Raw genomic sequence first — 17,423 nt, 5'->3', positions numbered from 1 at the left:
GGATGCCCTTTTTATACTTAAAATTATTCGAGTTATATAGACTAACTATATGACCCGATGGATTGTGAGTATATGCGTTGTAAAATTAAGAACCTATCTCATCAATAGTTGTTCTAATTATTGGTGAGATAGGCTCTGATGCAACGAAATAACGGCTGTATCACCAGCTTTATGCAGTTATATGAGATTTATTAAGGTTTTGCTCAGAAGATATGGTATATTTTACCGCTGCCACATTAAGAAATTCATTTTCATAATATCGTGGCGAAAAATTTGCTGAGCATGCCAGTAATGACCTGCGGAAAGTAGATAGGGCGCAATTGTCTTTTTGCTCGCTGACGACACTTTTACTTTTGCAGGTATTGTCAACGATACTCCCTGTTTGACTTAGCAAGCTCGGCGGGTACATAAGGGATATGTTGGCATATTCTATTGGTTCGGTCTGTTTGCTTTACCGTTTTGTAGGCTAACAGGCTTTATACATACTTCATGGTAACAGGTTGAATTATGAGTGCGAATAGCGAAGCTCAAGGAAGTGGACGCAGTGTAGACGTCTTTAAGTGGGTGGTGGTAGCTGTCCTACTACTGATTGCTATAGCTGGCAACTATTACTTCCGTCAATATAACCTCGCGCTGCGTGCTTTTGCTGTTGTGGCTATTGTCGCCATTGCAGGTGCTGTCGCTTTGTGGACCGTAAAGGGGAAACAAGCACTATCGTTTGCGCGTGAAGCTCGCATTGAGATGCGAAAAGTGATTTGGCCAACTCGCCAAGAAGCATTACAAACGACTTTGATTGTTGCTGCAGTAACGGCTGTTATGTCATTAATACTGTGGGGATTAGATGGTATCCTAGTGCGTTTAGTTTCGATTATTACAAGCCTGAGGTTATTCTAAATGTCAGATTCACCTAAAAAGCGCTGGTATGTTATTCAGGCTTTCTCTGGTTTTGAAGGCCGTGTAGCGCAATCACTACGTGAACATATCAAATTGCATGGTATGGAAGACTCTTTCGGCGAAGTCATGGTTCCAACCGAAGAAGTTGTTGAGATCCGTAGTGGTCAGCGTCGCAAAAGCGAACGTAAGTTTTTTCCAGGCTATGTATTAGTTCAAATGGTTATGAATGATGATTCATGGCACTTAGTACGTAGTGTACCGCGTGTGATGGGCTTTATCGGTGGAACGTCGGATCGTCCAGCACCAATTAGTGATAAAGAAGTCGATGCGATTATGAATCGCCTACAGCAAGTTGGCGACAAACCACGTCCTAAAACATTGTTTGAGCCAGGTGAAATGGTGCGTGTTAGCGAAGGTCCATTCGCTGACTTTAACGGTGTGGTTGAAGAAATCGACTATGAAAAGAGCCGCTTGAAGGTCTCTGTTTCTATTTTCGGTCGTGCAACGCCTGTCGAATTAGATTTCAGCCAAGTCGAAAAAGTCTAACTTTTTACGGCAAAAACTGGCTTGCAAAAGGTGTGAAATTTGACTACAATTTCGCGCCTTTTGTTTTTTACGCTTTGCATTATTTGGTTAACAAATTGCGGGGCGTGTTAATTAACGGGGAGCCTAAAATTAGGCGCTATCACCCATCTAGAGGAAATATACATGGCTAAGAAAGTACAAGCCTACGTTAAGCTGCAAGTTGCGGCTGGTATGGCTAACCCAAGCCCACCGGTTGGTCCAGCGCTGGGTCAACAAGGTGTGAACATCATGGAATTCTGTAAAGCGTTTAACGCAAAAACAGACAGCCTAGAAAAAGGTTTGCCAATTCCTGTTGTTATCACTGTTTACGCAGACCGTTCTTTCACTTTCGTTACCAAAACTCCACCGGCTGCAATTCTGCTGAAAAAAGCGGCTGGCGTTAAGTCTGGTTCTGGTAAGCCGAACAAAGAGAAAGTTGGTAAAGTAACCTCTGCTCAGATTCGCGAAATCGCTGAAACTAAAGCTGCGGACATGACTGGTGCTGATGTTGACGCTATGATGCGTTCAATCGAAGGTACTGCTCGTTCCATGGGCCTGGTTGTGGAGGACTAATCAATGGCTAAACTGAATAAGCGCATGCGCAATATCCGTGAAAAAGTTGATTCAACTAAACAGTATGACATCAACGAAGCCGTTGCTCTGCTGAAAGAATTAGCGACTGCTAAATTCGTAGAAAGCGTTGACGTTGCTGTTAACCTCGGCATCGACGCTCGTAAATCTGATCAGAACGTACGTGGTGCAACTGTACTGCCACACGGTACTGGCCGTTCAGTTCGCGTTGCAGTCTTTACTCAAGGCGCAAACGCTGAAGCAGCTAAAGCTGCTGGTGCTGAGCTGGTTGGTATGGACGATCTGGCTGATAAAATTAAAGCTGGTGAGATGGATTTCGACGTTGTTATTGCTTCTCCAGATGCAATGCGCGTTGTTGGCCAATTAGGTCAAATCCTGGGTCCACGTGGTCTGATGCCAAACCCGAAAGTGGGTACTGTAACACCTAACGTTGCTGAAGCAGTTCAAAATGCTAAAGCAGGTCAGGTTCGTTACCGTAACGACAAAAACGGTATCATTCACACCACTATCGGTAAAGTTGACTTTGATGCTGACAAACTGAAAGAAAACCTAGAAGCACTGCTGATTGCGCTGAAAAAAGCAAAACCAGCTTCTGCTAAAGGCGTGTACATCAAGAAAGTTAGCCTGTCTACTACGATGGGTGCAGGTGTTGCTATCGACCAAGCTGGTCTGTCAGCAGCAGTTTAATACTAATACTTTTAGTAATTAAACTTTACCTTTGCGTCAGATTTGTATAAAATCTGACGCCTTGAGTTTGCTAGTACTATTTTAGTATTAGTAAACCACGAATTTCGGTATGGAGTCTGGCCTTTCCAGACCCCGTCCAAGACCGCAGGTGTAGCAATACTTAATCTACCTGCGTAGACGGTGACAGAGATACCAAGAATTTTATTCTGGCTTCTGCTCACCGTGTTTTAGCGCTCAACACATGTCGTGTTTGGGTGATGTGAGTCCCCGGGGTTTCCCGGTTAATCCAGGAGCAAGAAGCTAATGGCACTAAATCTTCAAGACAAACAAGCGATTGTTGCTGAAGTCAGCGAAGTAGCCAAAGGCGCGCTTTCTGCAGTTGTTGCTGATTCACGCGGCGTAACTGTAGCAAAAATGACTGAACTGCGTAAAGCAGGTCGCGAAGCTGGCGTTTACATCCGTGTTGTTCGTAACACGCTGATCCGTCGTGCTGTTGAAGGTACTTCTTACGAAGTCCTGAAAGACGCGTTTGTTGGTCCAACCTTGATTGCTTTCTCTAACGAACACCCGGGCGCTGCTGCTCGTCTGTTCAAAGAGTTCGCGAAAGCGAATCCAGCATTTGAGATTAAAGCTGCGGCCTTTGAAGGTGAGTTAATCCAAGCGAAAGATATCGATCGTCTGGCAACACTCCCAACTTACGAAGAAGCAATCGCACGCCTGATGGCAACCATGAAAGAAGCCGCTGCAGGCAAACTGGTTCGCACTCTGGCTGCTCTGCGCGATCAGAAAGAAGCTGCATAAGCCCTTTCCTTCGTTGCTTTTTAACGTATAAACTATTTCTGAATTTTAGGAACACTTGTTATGTCTATCACTAAAGACCAAATCCTTGACGCAGTTGCTGAAATGTCTGTAATGGACGTTGTTGAACTGATCACTATGATGGAAGAAAAATTCGGCGTTTCTGCTGCTGCAGCTGTTGCTGTTGCTCCAGGTGCTGCTGCTGAAGCTGCTGAAGAAAAAACTGAGTTCGACGTTGTTCTGGCTTCTGTTGGCGGTAACAAAGTTGCTGTTATCAAAGCAGTTCGCGGTGCGACCGGTCTGGGTCTGAAAGAAGCTAAAGATATGGTAGAATCTGCGCCAGCAACTATTAAAGAAGGTGCTAGCAAAGACGAAGCTGAAGCTCTGAAAAAATCTCTTGAAGAAGCAGGCGCTTCTGTTGAGCTTAAATAAGTTCAGTCTTCAGTTTGCAGCCTAACTTAAAGGCTGATGGCTGGTGATTTTTTAATCACCAGCCTTTTTGCGCTGTAAAGCGTGATTGGGTGTTAACAGCTTTTTCACGCAATTTTGATGTTAACAAACCCTCCAATACTTCTTTCTATTGACGACTTAATATACTGTGTTCTCAGCTACGACCCGCTCGGGTAGCTCGGTAGTCAGAGTGGCACAATGAAATGATTTAAGAGTAATAGCAATGAGTATTACGGAAAGTGTTCATTTTCCATTTCAAAAAATAGCGTTATCGATGCTGTCCTTATGGACGGACAGAGTGGGTCACTGATCAGCGAGCTGAGGAACCCTATGGTTTACTCCTATACCGAGAAAAAACGTATTCGTAAGGATTTTGGTAAACGTCCACAAGTGTTGGATGTACCTTATCTCCTTTCTATCCAACTTGACTCGTTCCAGAAGTTTATCGAGCAAGATCCTGATGGTCAGAACGGGCTGGAAGCAGCTTTCCGTTCTGTGTTTCCTATTCAGAGCTACAGCGGTAATGCTGAACTGCAATATGTCAGCTATCGTCTGGGTGAGCCTGTTTTTGATGTTAAAGAATGTCAAATCCGTGGCGTCACATACTCTGCACCACTGCGTGTTAAGCTGCGCCTCATTGTTTATGAGCGTGAAGCACCAGAAGGCACTGTAAAAGACATCAAAGAACAAGAAGTCTACATGGGTGAAATTCCACTCATGACCGAAAACGGAACCTTCGTTATCAACGGTACTGAGCGTGTTATCGTTTCTCAGTTACACCGTAGTCCTGGTGTGTTCTTCGACAGCGACAAAGGTAAAACACACTCCTCAGGTAAAGTCCTGTACAACGCGCGTATTATCCCTTACCGCGGTTCATGGCTTGATTTCGAATTCGATCCGAAAGATAACCTGTTTGTACGTATCGACCGTCGCCGTAAATTACCTGCGACCATTATTCTACGTGCAATGGATTACAGCACCGAAGACATTCTGAACTTGTTCTTCGACAAAACTGTATTCCAAATCCGTGATAACAAGCTGATGATGACGCTGGTTCCTGAGCGTCTACGTGGTGAAACTGCTTCATTTGATATTGAAGCAAACGGCAAAGTCTATGTTGAAAAAGGCCGTCGTATCACTGCACGTCATATCCGCTTGCTAGAAAAAGAAGAAGTCAACAGCATTGAAGCGCCTGTTGAATATATCGCGGGTAAAGTAGTCGCAAGAGATTACATTGATGAAAGTACTGGCGAGCTGATTTGTGCAGCTAACATGGAACTTTCATTAGATATGTTGGCACGTCTGAGCCAAGCGGGTCATAAAACAATTGAAACATTGTTTACCAACGACTTAGACCACGGTGCTTACATTTCTGAAACCCTGCGTGTCGATCCAACAAATGACCGCCTGAGCGCGCTGGTAGAAATCTACCGTATGATGCGCCCTGGTGAGCCACCAACACGTGAAGCGGCTGAAAACCTGTTCGATAACCTGTTCTTCTCAGAAGATCGTTACGACTTGTCTGCGGTAGGTCGCATGAAGTTCAACCGTTCACTGGGCCGCGATGAAATCGAAGGTTCTGGTATCCTGAGTGAAGAAGACATCATTGATGTTATGCGTAAGCTCATCGATATCCGTAACGGTAAAGGCGAAGTCGACGATATTGACCACTTAGGTAACCGTCGTATTCGTTCTGTTGGTGAAATGGCAGAAAACCAGTTCCGTGTCGGTCTGGTCCGTGTTGAGCGTGCAGTGAAAGAGCGTCTTTCTCTGGGCGACCTCGATGCATTGATGCCACAAGATATGATCAACGCGAAGCCAATTTCTGCGGCAGTGAAAGAGTTCTTTGGTTCCAGCCAATTGTCTCAATTTATGGACCAAAACAACCCACTGTCAGAAATCACACACAAACGTCGTATCTCAGCGTTAGGCCCAGGCGGTCTGACTCGTGAGCGTGCGGGCTTTGAAGTACGTGACGTTCACCCAACTCACTACGGTCGTGTTTGTCCAATCGAAACCCCTGAAGGTCCGAACATCGGTCTGATTAACTCATTGTCTGTTTATGCACAGACTAACGAGTATGGTTTCCTAGAAACACCTTACCGTTTAGTGCGCGATGGTATCGTTACTGACGAAATTCACTATCTGTCAGCAATTGAAGAAGGTAACTTCATCATTGCTCAGGCAAACACCGTATTGGCGGAAGATGGTAGCTTCGTTGAAGAACTGATCACTTGTCGTAACCGTGGTGAATCAAGCTTGTTCAGCCGCGATCAAGTTGAATATATGGACGTTTCGACTCAACAGGTTGTTTCTGTTGGTGCGTCACTGATCCCATTCCTTGAACACGATGATGCTAACCGTGCATTGATGGGTGCGAACATGCAACGTCAAGCGGTTCCAACTTTACGCGCTGATAAACCATTAGTGGGTACAGGTATGGAACGTGCGGTTGCTGTTGACTCCGGTGTAACAGCAGTTGCAAAACGCGGTGGTACAGTTCAGTACGTTGATGCTTCTCGTATCGTTATTAAAGTTAATGAAGATGAGATGTATCCGGGTGAAGCTGGAATCGATATTTATAACCTAACCAAATATACCCGTTCTAACCAGAACACCTGTATTAACCAGATGCCTTGTGTATCTTTAGGGGAACCAGTTGAACGTGGTGACGTGTTAGCTGATGGTCCTTCAACTGACCTAGGTGAATTGGCACTTGGCCAAAACATGCGCGTGGCATTCATGCCATGGAATGGTTATAACTTCGAGGACTCCATCCTCGTTTCTGAGCGTGTTGTTCAAGAAGACCGTTTTACAACCATCCATATTCAGGAACTCTCTTGTGTGTCTCGTGATACCAAACTGGGGCCTGAAGAAATTACTGCTGATATTCCTAACGTCGGTGAAGCGGCACTCTCTAAACTCGATGAGTCTGGTATCGTGTACATCGGTGCTGAAGTTAAAGGCGGCGATATCCTAGTTGGTAAAGTGACGCCGAAAGGCGAAACCCAACTGACACCAGAAGAGAAATTGCTACGTGCAATCTTTGGTGAAAAAGCGTCTGACGTTAAAGACTCTTCTCTACGCGTTCCTAACGGTGTTTCTGGTACGGTTATTGACGTACAAGTATTTACCCGTGATGGCGTAGAAAAAGACAAGCGTGCGCTGGAAATCGAAGAAACACAATTACGTGATGCTAAGAAAGACTTAACTGAAGAGTTACGTATTTTCGAAGCCGGTATATTTGCTCGTATCCGTTCTGTATTGATCAGTGGCGGAATTGAAGCAGAGAAACTGGACAAACTGCCTCGCGATCGCTGGTTAGAGCTGTCTCTGGCTGATGAAGAGAAACAGAACCAGTTAGAGCAACTTGCTGAGCAGTACGATGAGCTGAAATCTGAGTTTGAGAAAAAACTCGATGCTAAGCGTCGTAAGATCACCCAAGGTGATGATCTGGCTCCAGGCGTACTGAAAATTGTTAAGGTTTATCTGGCTGTTAAACGTCAGATCCAACCGGGTGATAAAATGGCGGGTCGCCATGGTAACAAGGGTGTTATCTCAAAAATCAACCCAGTTGAAGACATGCCTTACGATGAAAACGGTAACCCTGTAGACATCGTTCTGAACCCACTGGGCGTACCTTCACGTATGAATATCGGTCAGATTCTGGAAACCCACTTGGGTATGGCTGCGAAAGGTATTGGTGACAAAATTAATGCTATGCTTAAACAGCAGCAAGAAGTTGCCAAACTGCGTGAGTTTATCCAGAAAGCCTATGACCTTGGTGATGACCCACGTCAAAAAGTGGATCTGAATACTTTCTCTGATGAAGAAGTATTGCGTCTGGCTGAGAACCTGAAAAAAGGTATGCCAATCGCAACGCCAGTGTTTGATGGTGCGAAAGAAATTGAAATTAAAGAACTGTTGAAACTGGGTGGTCTGCCAACTTCTGGTCAGATTACATTGTTCGACGGCCGTACTGGTGAGAAGTTTGAGCGTCAAGTAACTGTTGGTTACATGTACATGCTGAAACTGAACCACTTGGTTGACGATAAAATGCACGCCCGTTCTACTGGTTCTTACAGCTTGGTTACTCAGCAACCGCTGGGTGGTAAAGCTCAGTTCGGTGGTCAGCGTTTCGGGGAGATGGAAGTGTGGGCACTGGAAGCATACGGTGCAGCCTATACACTCCAAGAGATGTTGACTGTTAAGTCGGATGACGTTAACGGCCGTACGAAGATGTATAAAAACATCGTCGATGGCAGCCATCAGATGGAACCTGGTATGCCGGAATCCTTCAACGTATTGTTGAAAGAAATCCGTTCACTGGGTATCAACATCGAACTGGAAGACGAGTAATTCGTTTGTACCGGAAGGCTAATTTTAGTCTTCCGGCCAGTATAAGTACTGGGATTAGGGGAGAGGCAGGGGCCTCTCACCTGACAGGTCTAACTCCGACAGGAGCCATTTTGTGAAAGACTTAATTAAGTTTCTGAAAGCGCAAACCAAGACCGAAGAGTTTGATGCGATCAAAATTGCTCTGGCATCACCTGATATGATCCGTTCATGGTCATTCGGTGAAGTGAAAAAGCCAGAAACCATTAACTACCGTACGTTCAAACCTGAGCGTGACGGCCTTTTCTGTGCGCGTATTTTCGGGCCAGTAAAAGACTACGAATGTCTGTGCGGTAAGTACAAACGTTTAAAACACCGCGGTGTGATTTGTGAGAAATGTGGCGTTGAAGTCACCCAGACTAAAGTTCGTCGTGAGCGCATGGGGCATATTGAACTTGCTTCTCCGACAGCACACATCTGGTTCTTAAAATCACTGCCATCCCGTATCGGTTTGTTACTTGATATGCCTCTGCGTGATATCGAGCGTGTTCTGTATTTTGAATCTTATGTCGTTGTTGAAGGCGGTATGACTAGCCTTGAACGTGGACAGATCCTGACAGAAGAACAATACCTCGATGCGCTGGAAGAGTTCGGTGACGAATTTGACGCGAAAATGGGTGCGGAAGCAATCCAAGGTCTGCTGAAAAACCTCGATCTTGAGAACGAGTGTGAAACACTACGCGAAGAGTTGAATGAAACTAACTCTGAAACTAAGCGTAAGAAGCTGACTAAGCGCATTAAACTGTTAGAAGCGTTCATTCAATCTGGCAACAAACCAGAGTGGATGATCCTGAACGTTCTACCTGTGTTACCACCTGATCTACGTCCATTAGTTCCTCTGGATGGTGGCCGTTTCGCAACGTCAGATCTGAACGATCTGTATCGTCGCGTGATCAACCGTAACAACCGTCTGAAACGTCTTCTGGATCTGGCTGCGCCAGACATCATCGTACGTAACGAAAAACGTATGCTGCAAGAAGCGGTTGACGCACTGTTAGATAACGGTCGTCGTGGTCGTGCAATTACAGGTTCTAACAAACGTCCTCTGAAATCTTTGGCTGATATGATCAAAGGTAAACAAGGTCGTTTCCGTCAGAACTTGCTAGGTAAGCGTGTTGACTACTCAGGTCGTTCGGTTATTACAGTAGGTCCATACCTGCGTCTGCATCAGTGTGGTCTGCCTAAGAAAATGGCTCTTGAGCTATTCAAACCATTTATTTATGGCAAATTAGAACTACGTGGTCTGGCAACAACCATTAAAGCAGCGAAGAAAATGGTTGAGCGCGAAGAAGCGGTAGTTTGGGATATCTTGGATGAAGTTATCCGTGAACACCCAGTCATGCTGAACCGTGCACCAACACTTCACCGTCTGGGTATCCAAGCGTTCGAACCAATTCTGATCGAAGGTAAAGCTATCCAATTGCACCCACTCGTTTGTGCGGCATATAACGCCGACTTCGATGGTGACCAAATGGCGGTACACGTTCCTCTAACTCTGGAAGCTCAGTTAGAAGCACGTGCGTTGATGATGTCAACCAACAACATTCTGTCACCAGCAAGTGGTGAGCCTATCATCGTTCCTTCACAGGACGTTGTATTGGGTCTCTACTATATGACTCGTGACTGCGTAAACGCGAAAGGCGAAGGCATGGTTCTGGCCGGCCCGAAAGAAGCTGAGCGTGTTTACCGTTCAGGTCATGCATCACTGCATGCCCGCGTTAAAGTCCGTATCACTGAAGAAGTGAAAGACGGTGAAGGTAACATTACGATTAACACCAGTATGGTTGATACTACTGTTGGTCGTGCAATTTTGTGGATGATCGTACCAAAAGGCTTGCCTTATTCGCTGGTTAACCAAGCGCTAGGTAAGAAAGCGATCTCCAAAATGCTGAACACCTGTTACCGTGTACTGGGTCTGAAACCAACGGTTATTTTTGCTGACCAAATCATGTATACCGGTTTTGCCTACGCGGCACGCTCTGGTGCATCTGTTGGTATCGACGATATGGTTATTCCTGAGAAAAAAGCAGGGATCATCGCCGAAGCAGAAGCGGAAGTTGCAGAAATTCAGGAACAGTTCCAGTCTGGTCTGGTGACAGCAGGCGAACGTTACAACAAAGTTATCGATATCTGGGCTGCGGCAAACGAACGTGTTGCTAAAGCGATGATGGAAAACCTGTCAACTGAAACAGTTATTAACCGTGACGGTGAAGAAGAACAACAGGTTTCTTTCAACAGTATCTTTATGATGGCCGACTCCGGTGCTCGTGGTTCTGCCGCTCAGATCCGTCAGCTTGCGGGTATGCGTGGTCTGATGGCTAAGCCAGATGGCTCAATCATCGAAACACCAATCACGGCGAACTTCCGTGAAGGTCTGAACGTTCTCCAGTACTTTATTTCTACGCACGGTGCTCGTAAAGGTCTTGCGGATACCGCATTGAAAACAGCGAACTCTGGTTATCTGACTCGTCGTCTCGTTGACGTTGCTCAGGACTTGGTTGTGACTGAAGACGATTGTGGTACTCACGAAGGTATCCTGATGACTCCGGTTATCGAGGGTGGCGATGTTAAAGAACCACTGCGTGAGCGTGTATTGGGTCGTGTGACTGCGGAAGACATCCTGATCCCAGGTACCGCGGACATTCTGGTTCCACGTAATACGTTGCTACACGAAAAATGGTGTGACCTGTTAGAAGAAAACTCTGTTGACAGCGTTAAAGTCCGTTCCGTCGTTAGCTGTGAAACTGACTTCGGTGTGTGTGCTCACTGTTATGGTCGTGACCTGGCTCGTGGTCATATCATCAACAAAGGTGAAGCTATCGGGGTTATCGCGGCACAGTCAATCGGTGAACCAGGTACACAGTTGACGATGCGTACGTTCCACATCGGTGGTGCGGCATCTCGTGCGGCAGCAGAATCTAGCATCCAAGTTCGTAATCCAGGTACGCTGAAACTGGTTAACGCGAAATTTGTGACTAACTCAGAAGGCAAACTGGTTATTACTTCACGTAATACCGAATTACGCCTGATTGATGAGTTCGGTCGTACTAAAGAGAGCTACAAAGTTCCTTACGGTGCGCACCTGACTAAAGGTGACGGTGAAGCAGTTAACGGTGGCGAAACTGTTGCTAACTGGGATCCACATACCATGCCAGTTGTCAGTGAAGTATCCGGTATTATCCGCTTCTCTGACATGATTGATGGTCAAACAATGACTCGTCAGACTGATGAATTAACCGGTCTGTCTTCAATCGTTGTTCTGGATACTGCGGAACGTACTAGTGGTGGTAAAGACCTGCGTCCTGCATTGCGTGTTGTTGATGCAAATGGTAACGATGTGCTTATTCCTAACACAGACATGCCTGCTCAGTACTTCTTACCGGGTAAAGCAATTGTTCAGTTAGATGATGGCATCGCTATCAACGTGGGTGATACTTTAGCGCGTATTCCACAAGAATCTGTGGGGACTAAAGATATCACGGGTGGTCTACCACGTGTTGCTGACCTGTTTGAAGCACGTCGTCCGAAAGAGCCTGCAATCTTGGCTGAGATCAGCGGTATTGTTTCCTTCGGTAAAGAAACCAAAGGTAAACGTCGTCTGGTGATCACACCGATGGATGGTTCTGATCCGTATGAAGAGATGATCCCTAAATGGCGTCAGCTCAACGTGTTTGAAGGTGAGATCGTAGAGCGCGGTGACGTGATCTCCGATGGCCCAGAGTCTCCACACGATATCTTGCGTCTGCGTGGTGTTCATGCGGTTACGCGTTATATCACGAACGAGGTTCAGGAAGTTTACCGCTTACAAGGCGTTAAGATTAACGATAAACACATCGAAGTTATCGTTCGTCAGATGCTGCGTAAAGTGACTATCTCTGACGCGGGAAGCTCTGAATTCCTTGAAGGTGAGCAGGTTGAGTACTCACGTGTTAAAGTTTCTAACCGTAAACTTGAGCAGGATGGTAAGATCCCAGCTAAGTTCGAACGTGACCTGTTGGGTATCACGAAGGCATCTCTGGCAACAGAATCCTTCATCTCAGCAGCATCGTTCCAAGAAACCACACGCGTACTGACAGAAGCTGCCGTTGCAGGTAAACGTGACGAGCTTCGCGGTCTGAAAGAGAACGTTATTGTGGGTCGTCTGATCCCAGCAGGTACTGGTTTTGCGTATCATCAAGACCGTATCCGTCGCCGTCATCTGAATGATGTTGTGGAAGCGCCACAAGTCAGCGCAGATGAAGCTACGGCTAACCTGGCTGAACTGTTAAATGCAGGGTTCAGCAGCGATAACAATTAAGGCTTATAAGCCTGATTGAAACACAATAATAAAACCGGCGCTTCAATAGCGCCGGTTTTTTTGTAGGTATAAATCAGCAATATAAAATGTCCGTTTTGCCACTAACCCTTATTGGCAGTGATAATGTGAATATGCGGACACGCGAGATAATTGGCTAACTCTGGAAAATAATTATTTGGGGAAGAAATTAAAGGCTCTTTTTTAATTTCATGAAATCCTGCATTCGATCGTAGGTATTTCTAGATATGGCCAACGCCATATCTCTTAATAAATATCGGGTAATGTATCAAAAGAAGAATACTGCAAATTATGTTTGATGGTGTCATTCTCAATGGAAGGCATAAAACGATATTTTCGAGTCACCATGTCATGTCCTTAAGTAGAAAAGAATATACATAGTCATTAATATCACAAATATAAATAAAGATAGGATATATGTTTATTTATTAGCTTTTATTATAAAGTGATTAATGTGAACTTATCGCTATGGCATTAAATAAATATGAAGAGTAGGTTTAAAAGTTAATTTGCAAATTTAATAAAATAGGCCATGACAGAAAAATACTATCTCCCTAACTCAAAATTAAATAAATTTAACCATTAATTTTAGAGCATTGTTAGCGACTGCCCTTTCAATATAATCGATAAATATCCAAGTAATAGGCCAAAAATAATAATTAGAAATTTAATTTAAACACGACTAGACTGTTAACCATCGATAATAATAAATAATGGGGTCTTCAGTGCAGAAAAATATAATCAAAAAAAGTAGCTTTATTTCGGGCTTCCAATGGTTTTTCTTTATTTTTTGCAATACCGTTGTTATTCCACCTACACTGCAATCTGCCTTTCATTTATCGGCTGAAACCACATTTGTTATCACCCAATACGCTTTTTTGCTTATTGCATTAGCCTGTTTGCTACAAGCTTTTTTAGGGCACAAACGTGCACTGATGGAAGGTTCGACCGGTTTATGGTGGGCAACAATCTTAACCGTGACGCTATCAGAGTCGATGCAAGGAACCTCTTTAGCAATTATTGGTTGGAGTCTCGCCGTCGGTATTTTTTTATCAGGTATTGTTACTATATTAATAGGGCTAACAGGACTAGGTAACTGGCTCTCTGGCTTATTTAAACCGGGTGTCTTAGTCGTATTTATGTTTTTACTTGGCGCTCAGTTAGTCTCAATTTTCCTAAAAGGGATGTTAGGGCTACCCTTTGGGGTTTCAGATCCTAGCGTTACCGTTAATTATCCAGTTTTCTTTCTTGCCTTTGCAGTGCTGATTTTTGTTATCGCTATGATTGTCTTTCTACCCCCGAGTATTAGCAAATACGCTTTACTCTGTGGAACTGTTCTAGGCTGGGGGGCTTACAGCCTGCTATTTCATGGACAAATCTCCACAGTTTCAGAGGCTAAATGGCTACTCTTTCCATTAGGACGGGCAGATGATATTCAACCAAGCATTGTGATCACTGCGATACTGGCAGGTATTTTGAATACCTCAAACACTTTTGGTGCGATACGAGGCAGTGATGTTTTTTATCCGCAAAAAGAGTCGACAAAATCTATTTATCGGCGGAGTTTTGTGACGTCAGGTGTTTTAACTTTATTTTCAGCACCATTAGGTGTTGTGCCGTTTTCACCGTTTGTCTCATCCATTGGTTTGATTACACAGACCAAGGATACTTCGCGGGTCTCTTTTACGATTGGGAGTTTACTGCTGTTATTCGTTGGTGCAGTTGCCGTATTGACCCAGTTTTTTCGTTCATTACCGTTAGCGATTGGTAGCGCGGTGATGTTGGCAACTTATTTGCCATTATTATTCTCTTCTTTTTCATTTCTAGCCGAAATTAAATTGAACGCCCGCAATATTTATCGTTTAGCACTACCATTATTTATCGGTATTTTTTTAATGTCAGCCCCCGATGCTGTCATGGATTCATTACCAATGATGTTTAGTTCATTATTAGGGAATGGTTTGTTAATGGGGATCATTTTGTCGTTGATCCTCGAAAACAGTATTAAGTGGGATAAGATTCATTAACGAATACAGAAAAACCTCATTATGTAGCGTTTATAATGAGGTTAGATCACGCATTAGTACATTGGCGAGCGGAGTTGGTAACGATTTGTTTTGTCGCTAGGTGAGATATAAAACCGGCCATCAAAACTATTCTTATAGGACTTAGCGGAACCAAAAATCCCGATTGATATTGGCATTGAGCCGTAGTTAAATTGATATTGGGCACCCTCTAAATAGATCACGGTGATCTGGTAGTTTGTGAGTGGTTTGGTATATAAAACTAAGCTGTCTTTACTGTTTGAATCCCTTACCATGTGAGGGAGGCTGTAATCCACAGCTTTCATTGTGCCGCGGTAGGAGTAGTAGTATCCCTGAATATTGTTTTTATTTGGGATAGAAAAACGCGCAAAATCGGCATCGGAAATTATGCCAAGTGAATCAAAATACTCACTATAACCTTCAACTCGTATTTCATGATCTTTACCGAATAATACGACCTGAAAAGGGCGTGTGCCATGAGATACTTTTTGTGCTTTTAATCGGGCAAGCGTTTCTTCTACGGCGAACTCTTCTTCATCAATATTTCTGGCTCCCTGAATTTCCGACATCATTAATTGGATGATTTCACGCGAAGGCGTTGGATGCTTCCAACGAACGTTGGCACAGCCACTCATTAATAATGAAAAGAATAAGACAAAAAGTAGAAAAAACCATTTTTGGGTCATCATATATGATTCATTTGTCGTGAACAGAGAACGGAGTATAGCCCGATAAATGAAACGTAAAAGTAGCCAAAAAAGGGATAAACTTCCTCCTTGAAGTTTATCGGATAAATTAACGCCCTAAATAGCCATCCCAATCTTTCCAGACCGGTTGTAGACCCGAACGAATTAAAGATTCTGCAACTTGTGCGGCACTACGATTATCATGCGGTGCAAATTGTTCCAATTCAGCATGGTCATCGGCATAACCGCCCGGCTGTGTTTTTGAACCCGCACTGACATTATTAATGGCAAGTGGCACAACGTGATCGCGAAAATAAGGCGATTCGCGGGTTGAAAGTGATAGCTCAACATCTGGCGCCAATAAACGAAATGCGCAAATAAGCTGCACAAGTTCAGCTTCACTCATTAAAGAAGCCGGCTCTATACCACCAGCACAAGGGCGTAAACGAGGAAATGAAATAGAATAACGGCTCTGCCAATAGTGTTTTTGGAGATAAATCAGGTGCTCCGCCACCATATAGCAATCGGTGCGCCAACTGTTAGATAAACCAATTAATGCTCCAAGTCCTATTTTATCGATACCAGCCCGCCCTAAACGGTCAGGGGTCTCCAGCCGCCAATGAAAATCCTGTTTTTTACCTTTCAAATGATGTAGTTGATAAGCTGGCTCGTGGTAAGTCTCTTGATACACCATCACACCATCTAGTCCTAATGTCTTAAGTTCAGCATACTCTTCGGTGCTCAGTGGCTGAACTTCCATCATCAAGGCGCTAAAATAGCGGCGTATTGTGGGTAAATGCTCACGAAAATAATCCATGCCCACTTTATTTTGATGCTCCCCTGTGACTAACAACAGGCTATCAAAACCAATTTTACGGATTGTCTCGCACTCATTAATGATTTCGTTTTTATCGAGCGTTTTTCGTTTAATGCGATTACTCATTGAAAAACCACAATATGTACAATCATTAGCGCATAGATTTGATAAATACAGTGGCACATAGAACCCCACGGTATTACCAAAACGTTGCCGTGTTAGCTTTTGGGCTTTCTGCGCTAATTGCTCAATAAAAGGGCGAGCGGCAGGGGAGAGCAATGCCATAAAATCATCAAGTGTTAAAGTATCGCTAGCAAGAGCCTGCTCAACATCTCGCGTATTTTTGGCATAAATTTGTAAGGTTAGGTCATCCCAATTTAGCTGCTGCCAGCGTTGGCGAAAGCTGCTGTTCATTGTAATGCTCCCAAAAACTCGGTTAATGGGCTTGAAGCTTCAGCATGTTGTTTCGGGCTAGCAAGGCCAGCGCGTCGGGCAAGCTCTGCGGCTTCAAGGGAGACTTTAAAAGCTTGAGCCATGAGCACAGGATCTTTTGCTACAGCGATGGCGGTATTGACTAGTACGGCATCGGCCCCCATTTCAATCGCTTCGATCGCATGGCTAGGTGCGCCAATCCCTGCATCAACCACTACGGGGATCGTCGATTGCTCAATAATGATCCGTAACATCTCTTTGGTGACTAAACCTTTATTGGTGCCAATCGGTGCACCAAGTGGCATTACGGCTGCACAACCGACTTCTTCGAGACGACGACACAGCACAGGATCAGCACTGCAATAAGGCAGTACCACAAACCCTTCTTTTACGAGCTGTTCGGCAGCAATTAAGGTTTCGACGGGATCGGGTAAGAGATATTTCACATCGGGGTGAATTTCTAGTTTAACCCAATGAGTTCCCAACGCTTCACGGGCAAGGCGTGCGGCAAAAATAGCTTCTTGGGCATTTTTCGCACCAGAAGTATTAGGGAGCAGTTTTACCCCAATCTCTTGCAAAGGCTTTAAAATGCCATCGTCATTGCCACGTAAATCTATACGTTTCATCGCCATGGTAACAAGCTGACTGCCTGATGCAGTGATTGCGTTTTGCATCAATGTTGGATTGGCAAATTTTCCTGTGCCAGTAAAGAGGCGTGACTGAAAAGTCACATCGGCAATTTTTAACAT

The 17,423-nt window shown here is 44.5% G+C and carries 13 protein-coding genes; 9 read left to right on the top strand and 4 right to left on the bottom strand.

Going from position 1 to position 17,423, the window contains the following annotated elements; genetic code table 11:
- Positions 1-222: 222 nt before the first annotated feature.
- Positions 223-369: a hypothetical protein gene (locus PR709_RS18985; RefSeq protein WP_004924828.1), complete on the bottom strand. Its 147-nt coding sequence runs from the start codon at positions 367-369 to the stop codon at positions 223-225.
- A 138-nt stretch (positions 370-507) separates the two neighbouring features.
- Here PR709_RS18985 and secE point away from each other — a divergent pair, with 138 nt between their 5' ends.
- The 9 genes from secE (at position 508) to PR709_RS18940 (ending at position 14,721) form a co-directional block, all read left to right on the top strand.
- Positions 508-894: a preprotein translocase subunit SecE gene (gene secE / locus PR709_RS18980; RefSeq protein WP_004924767.1), complete on the top strand. Its 387-nt coding sequence runs from the start codon at positions 508-510 to the stop codon at positions 892-894.
- Positions 895-1,440, top strand: coding sequence for a transcription termination/antitermination protein NusG (nusG, locus tag PR709_RS18975; protein ID WP_004924769.1), 546 nt, complete (start codon positions 895-897; stop codon positions 1,438-1,440).
- 162 nt (positions 1,441-1,602) lie between these two features.
- The gene (gene rplK, locus PR709_RS18970) at positions 1,603-2,031 is read left to right on the top strand and encodes a 50S ribosomal protein L11 (protein ID WP_004924771.1); all 429 of its coding nucleotides are present in this window, start codon (positions 1,603-1,605) and stop codon (positions 2,029-2,031) included.
- A gap of 3 nt (positions 2,032-2,034) precedes the next feature.
- Positions 2,035-2,736, top strand: a complete 702-nt coding sequence (gene rplA, locus PR709_RS18965) for a 50S ribosomal protein L1 (RefSeq protein WP_004924773.1) — start codon at positions 2,035-2,037, stop codon at positions 2,734-2,736.
- A 303-nt stretch (positions 2,737-3,039) separates the two neighbouring features.
- Positions 3,040-3,537: a 50S ribosomal protein L10 gene (gene rplJ, locus PR709_RS18960; protein WP_004924776.1), complete on the top strand. Its 498-nt coding sequence runs from the start codon at positions 3,040-3,042 to the stop codon at positions 3,535-3,537.
- Between the two features lie 60 nt (positions 3,538-3,597).
- Complete coding sequence (gene rplL, locus PR709_RS18955) at positions 3,598-3,966, top strand: 50S ribosomal protein L7/L12 (protein WP_004924778.1); 369 nt, start codon at positions 3,598-3,600, stop codon at positions 3,964-3,966.
- 348 nt (positions 3,967-4,314) lie between these two features.
- Entirely contained in the window at positions 4,315-8,343 is a 4,029-nt protein-coding gene (gene rpoB, locus PR709_RS18950) for a DNA-directed RNA polymerase subunit beta (protein ID WP_272571107.1), read from the top strand.
- Between the two features lie 112 nt (positions 8,344-8,455).
- A complete protein-coding gene (rpoC, locus tag PR709_RS18945; RefSeq protein WP_004924780.1) occupies positions 8,456-12,676 on the top strand; it encodes a DNA-directed RNA polymerase subunit beta' in 4,221 nt (1,406 codons plus the stop codon).
- A gap of 731 nt (positions 12,677-13,407) precedes the next feature.
- On the top strand, positions 13,408-14,721 hold the full coding sequence (locus PR709_RS18940; RefSeq protein ID WP_004924834.1) for a uracil/xanthine transporter: 1,314 nt from the start codon (positions 13,408-13,410) through the stop codon (positions 14,719-14,721).
- 53 nt (positions 14,722-14,774) lie between these two features.
- Here the strand turns inward: PR709_RS18940 and PR709_RS18935 are convergent, their stop codons facing one another.
- The 3 genes from PR709_RS18935 to PR709_RS18925 form a co-directional block, all read right to left on the bottom strand.
- The gene (locus tag PR709_RS18935; protein ID WP_004924782.1) at positions 14,775-15,428 is read right to left on the bottom strand and encodes a hypothetical protein; all 654 of its coding nucleotides are present in this window, start codon (positions 15,426-15,428) and stop codon (positions 14,775-14,777) included.
- A gap of 106 nt (positions 15,429-15,534) precedes the next feature.
- Complete coding sequence (thiH, locus tag PR709_RS18930; RefSeq protein ID WP_004924784.1) at positions 15,535-16,656, bottom strand: 2-iminoacetate synthase ThiH; 1,122 nt, start codon at positions 16,654-16,656, stop codon at positions 15,535-15,537.
- Positions 16,653-17,423 carry a thiazole synthase gene (locus tag PR709_RS18925; RefSeq protein WP_004924786.1) on the bottom strand — a complete coding sequence of 257 codons (771 nt, stop codon included), beginning with the start codon at positions 17,421-17,423 and terminating at the stop codon, positions 16,653-16,655. The genes thiH and PR709_RS18925 overlap by 4 nt, the downstream gene beginning before the upstream one ends.

Origin of the sequence: Providencia sp. PROV267 (genome assembly GCF_028477825.1) — a bacterium.
Classification (GTDB): domain Bacteria; phylum Pseudomonadota; class Gammaproteobacteria; order Enterobacterales; family Enterobacteriaceae; genus Providencia; species Providencia stuartii.
Note: the sequence above shows the minus strand (reverse complement) of the source record. Positions and strands in the feature narration are given on the sequence as shown.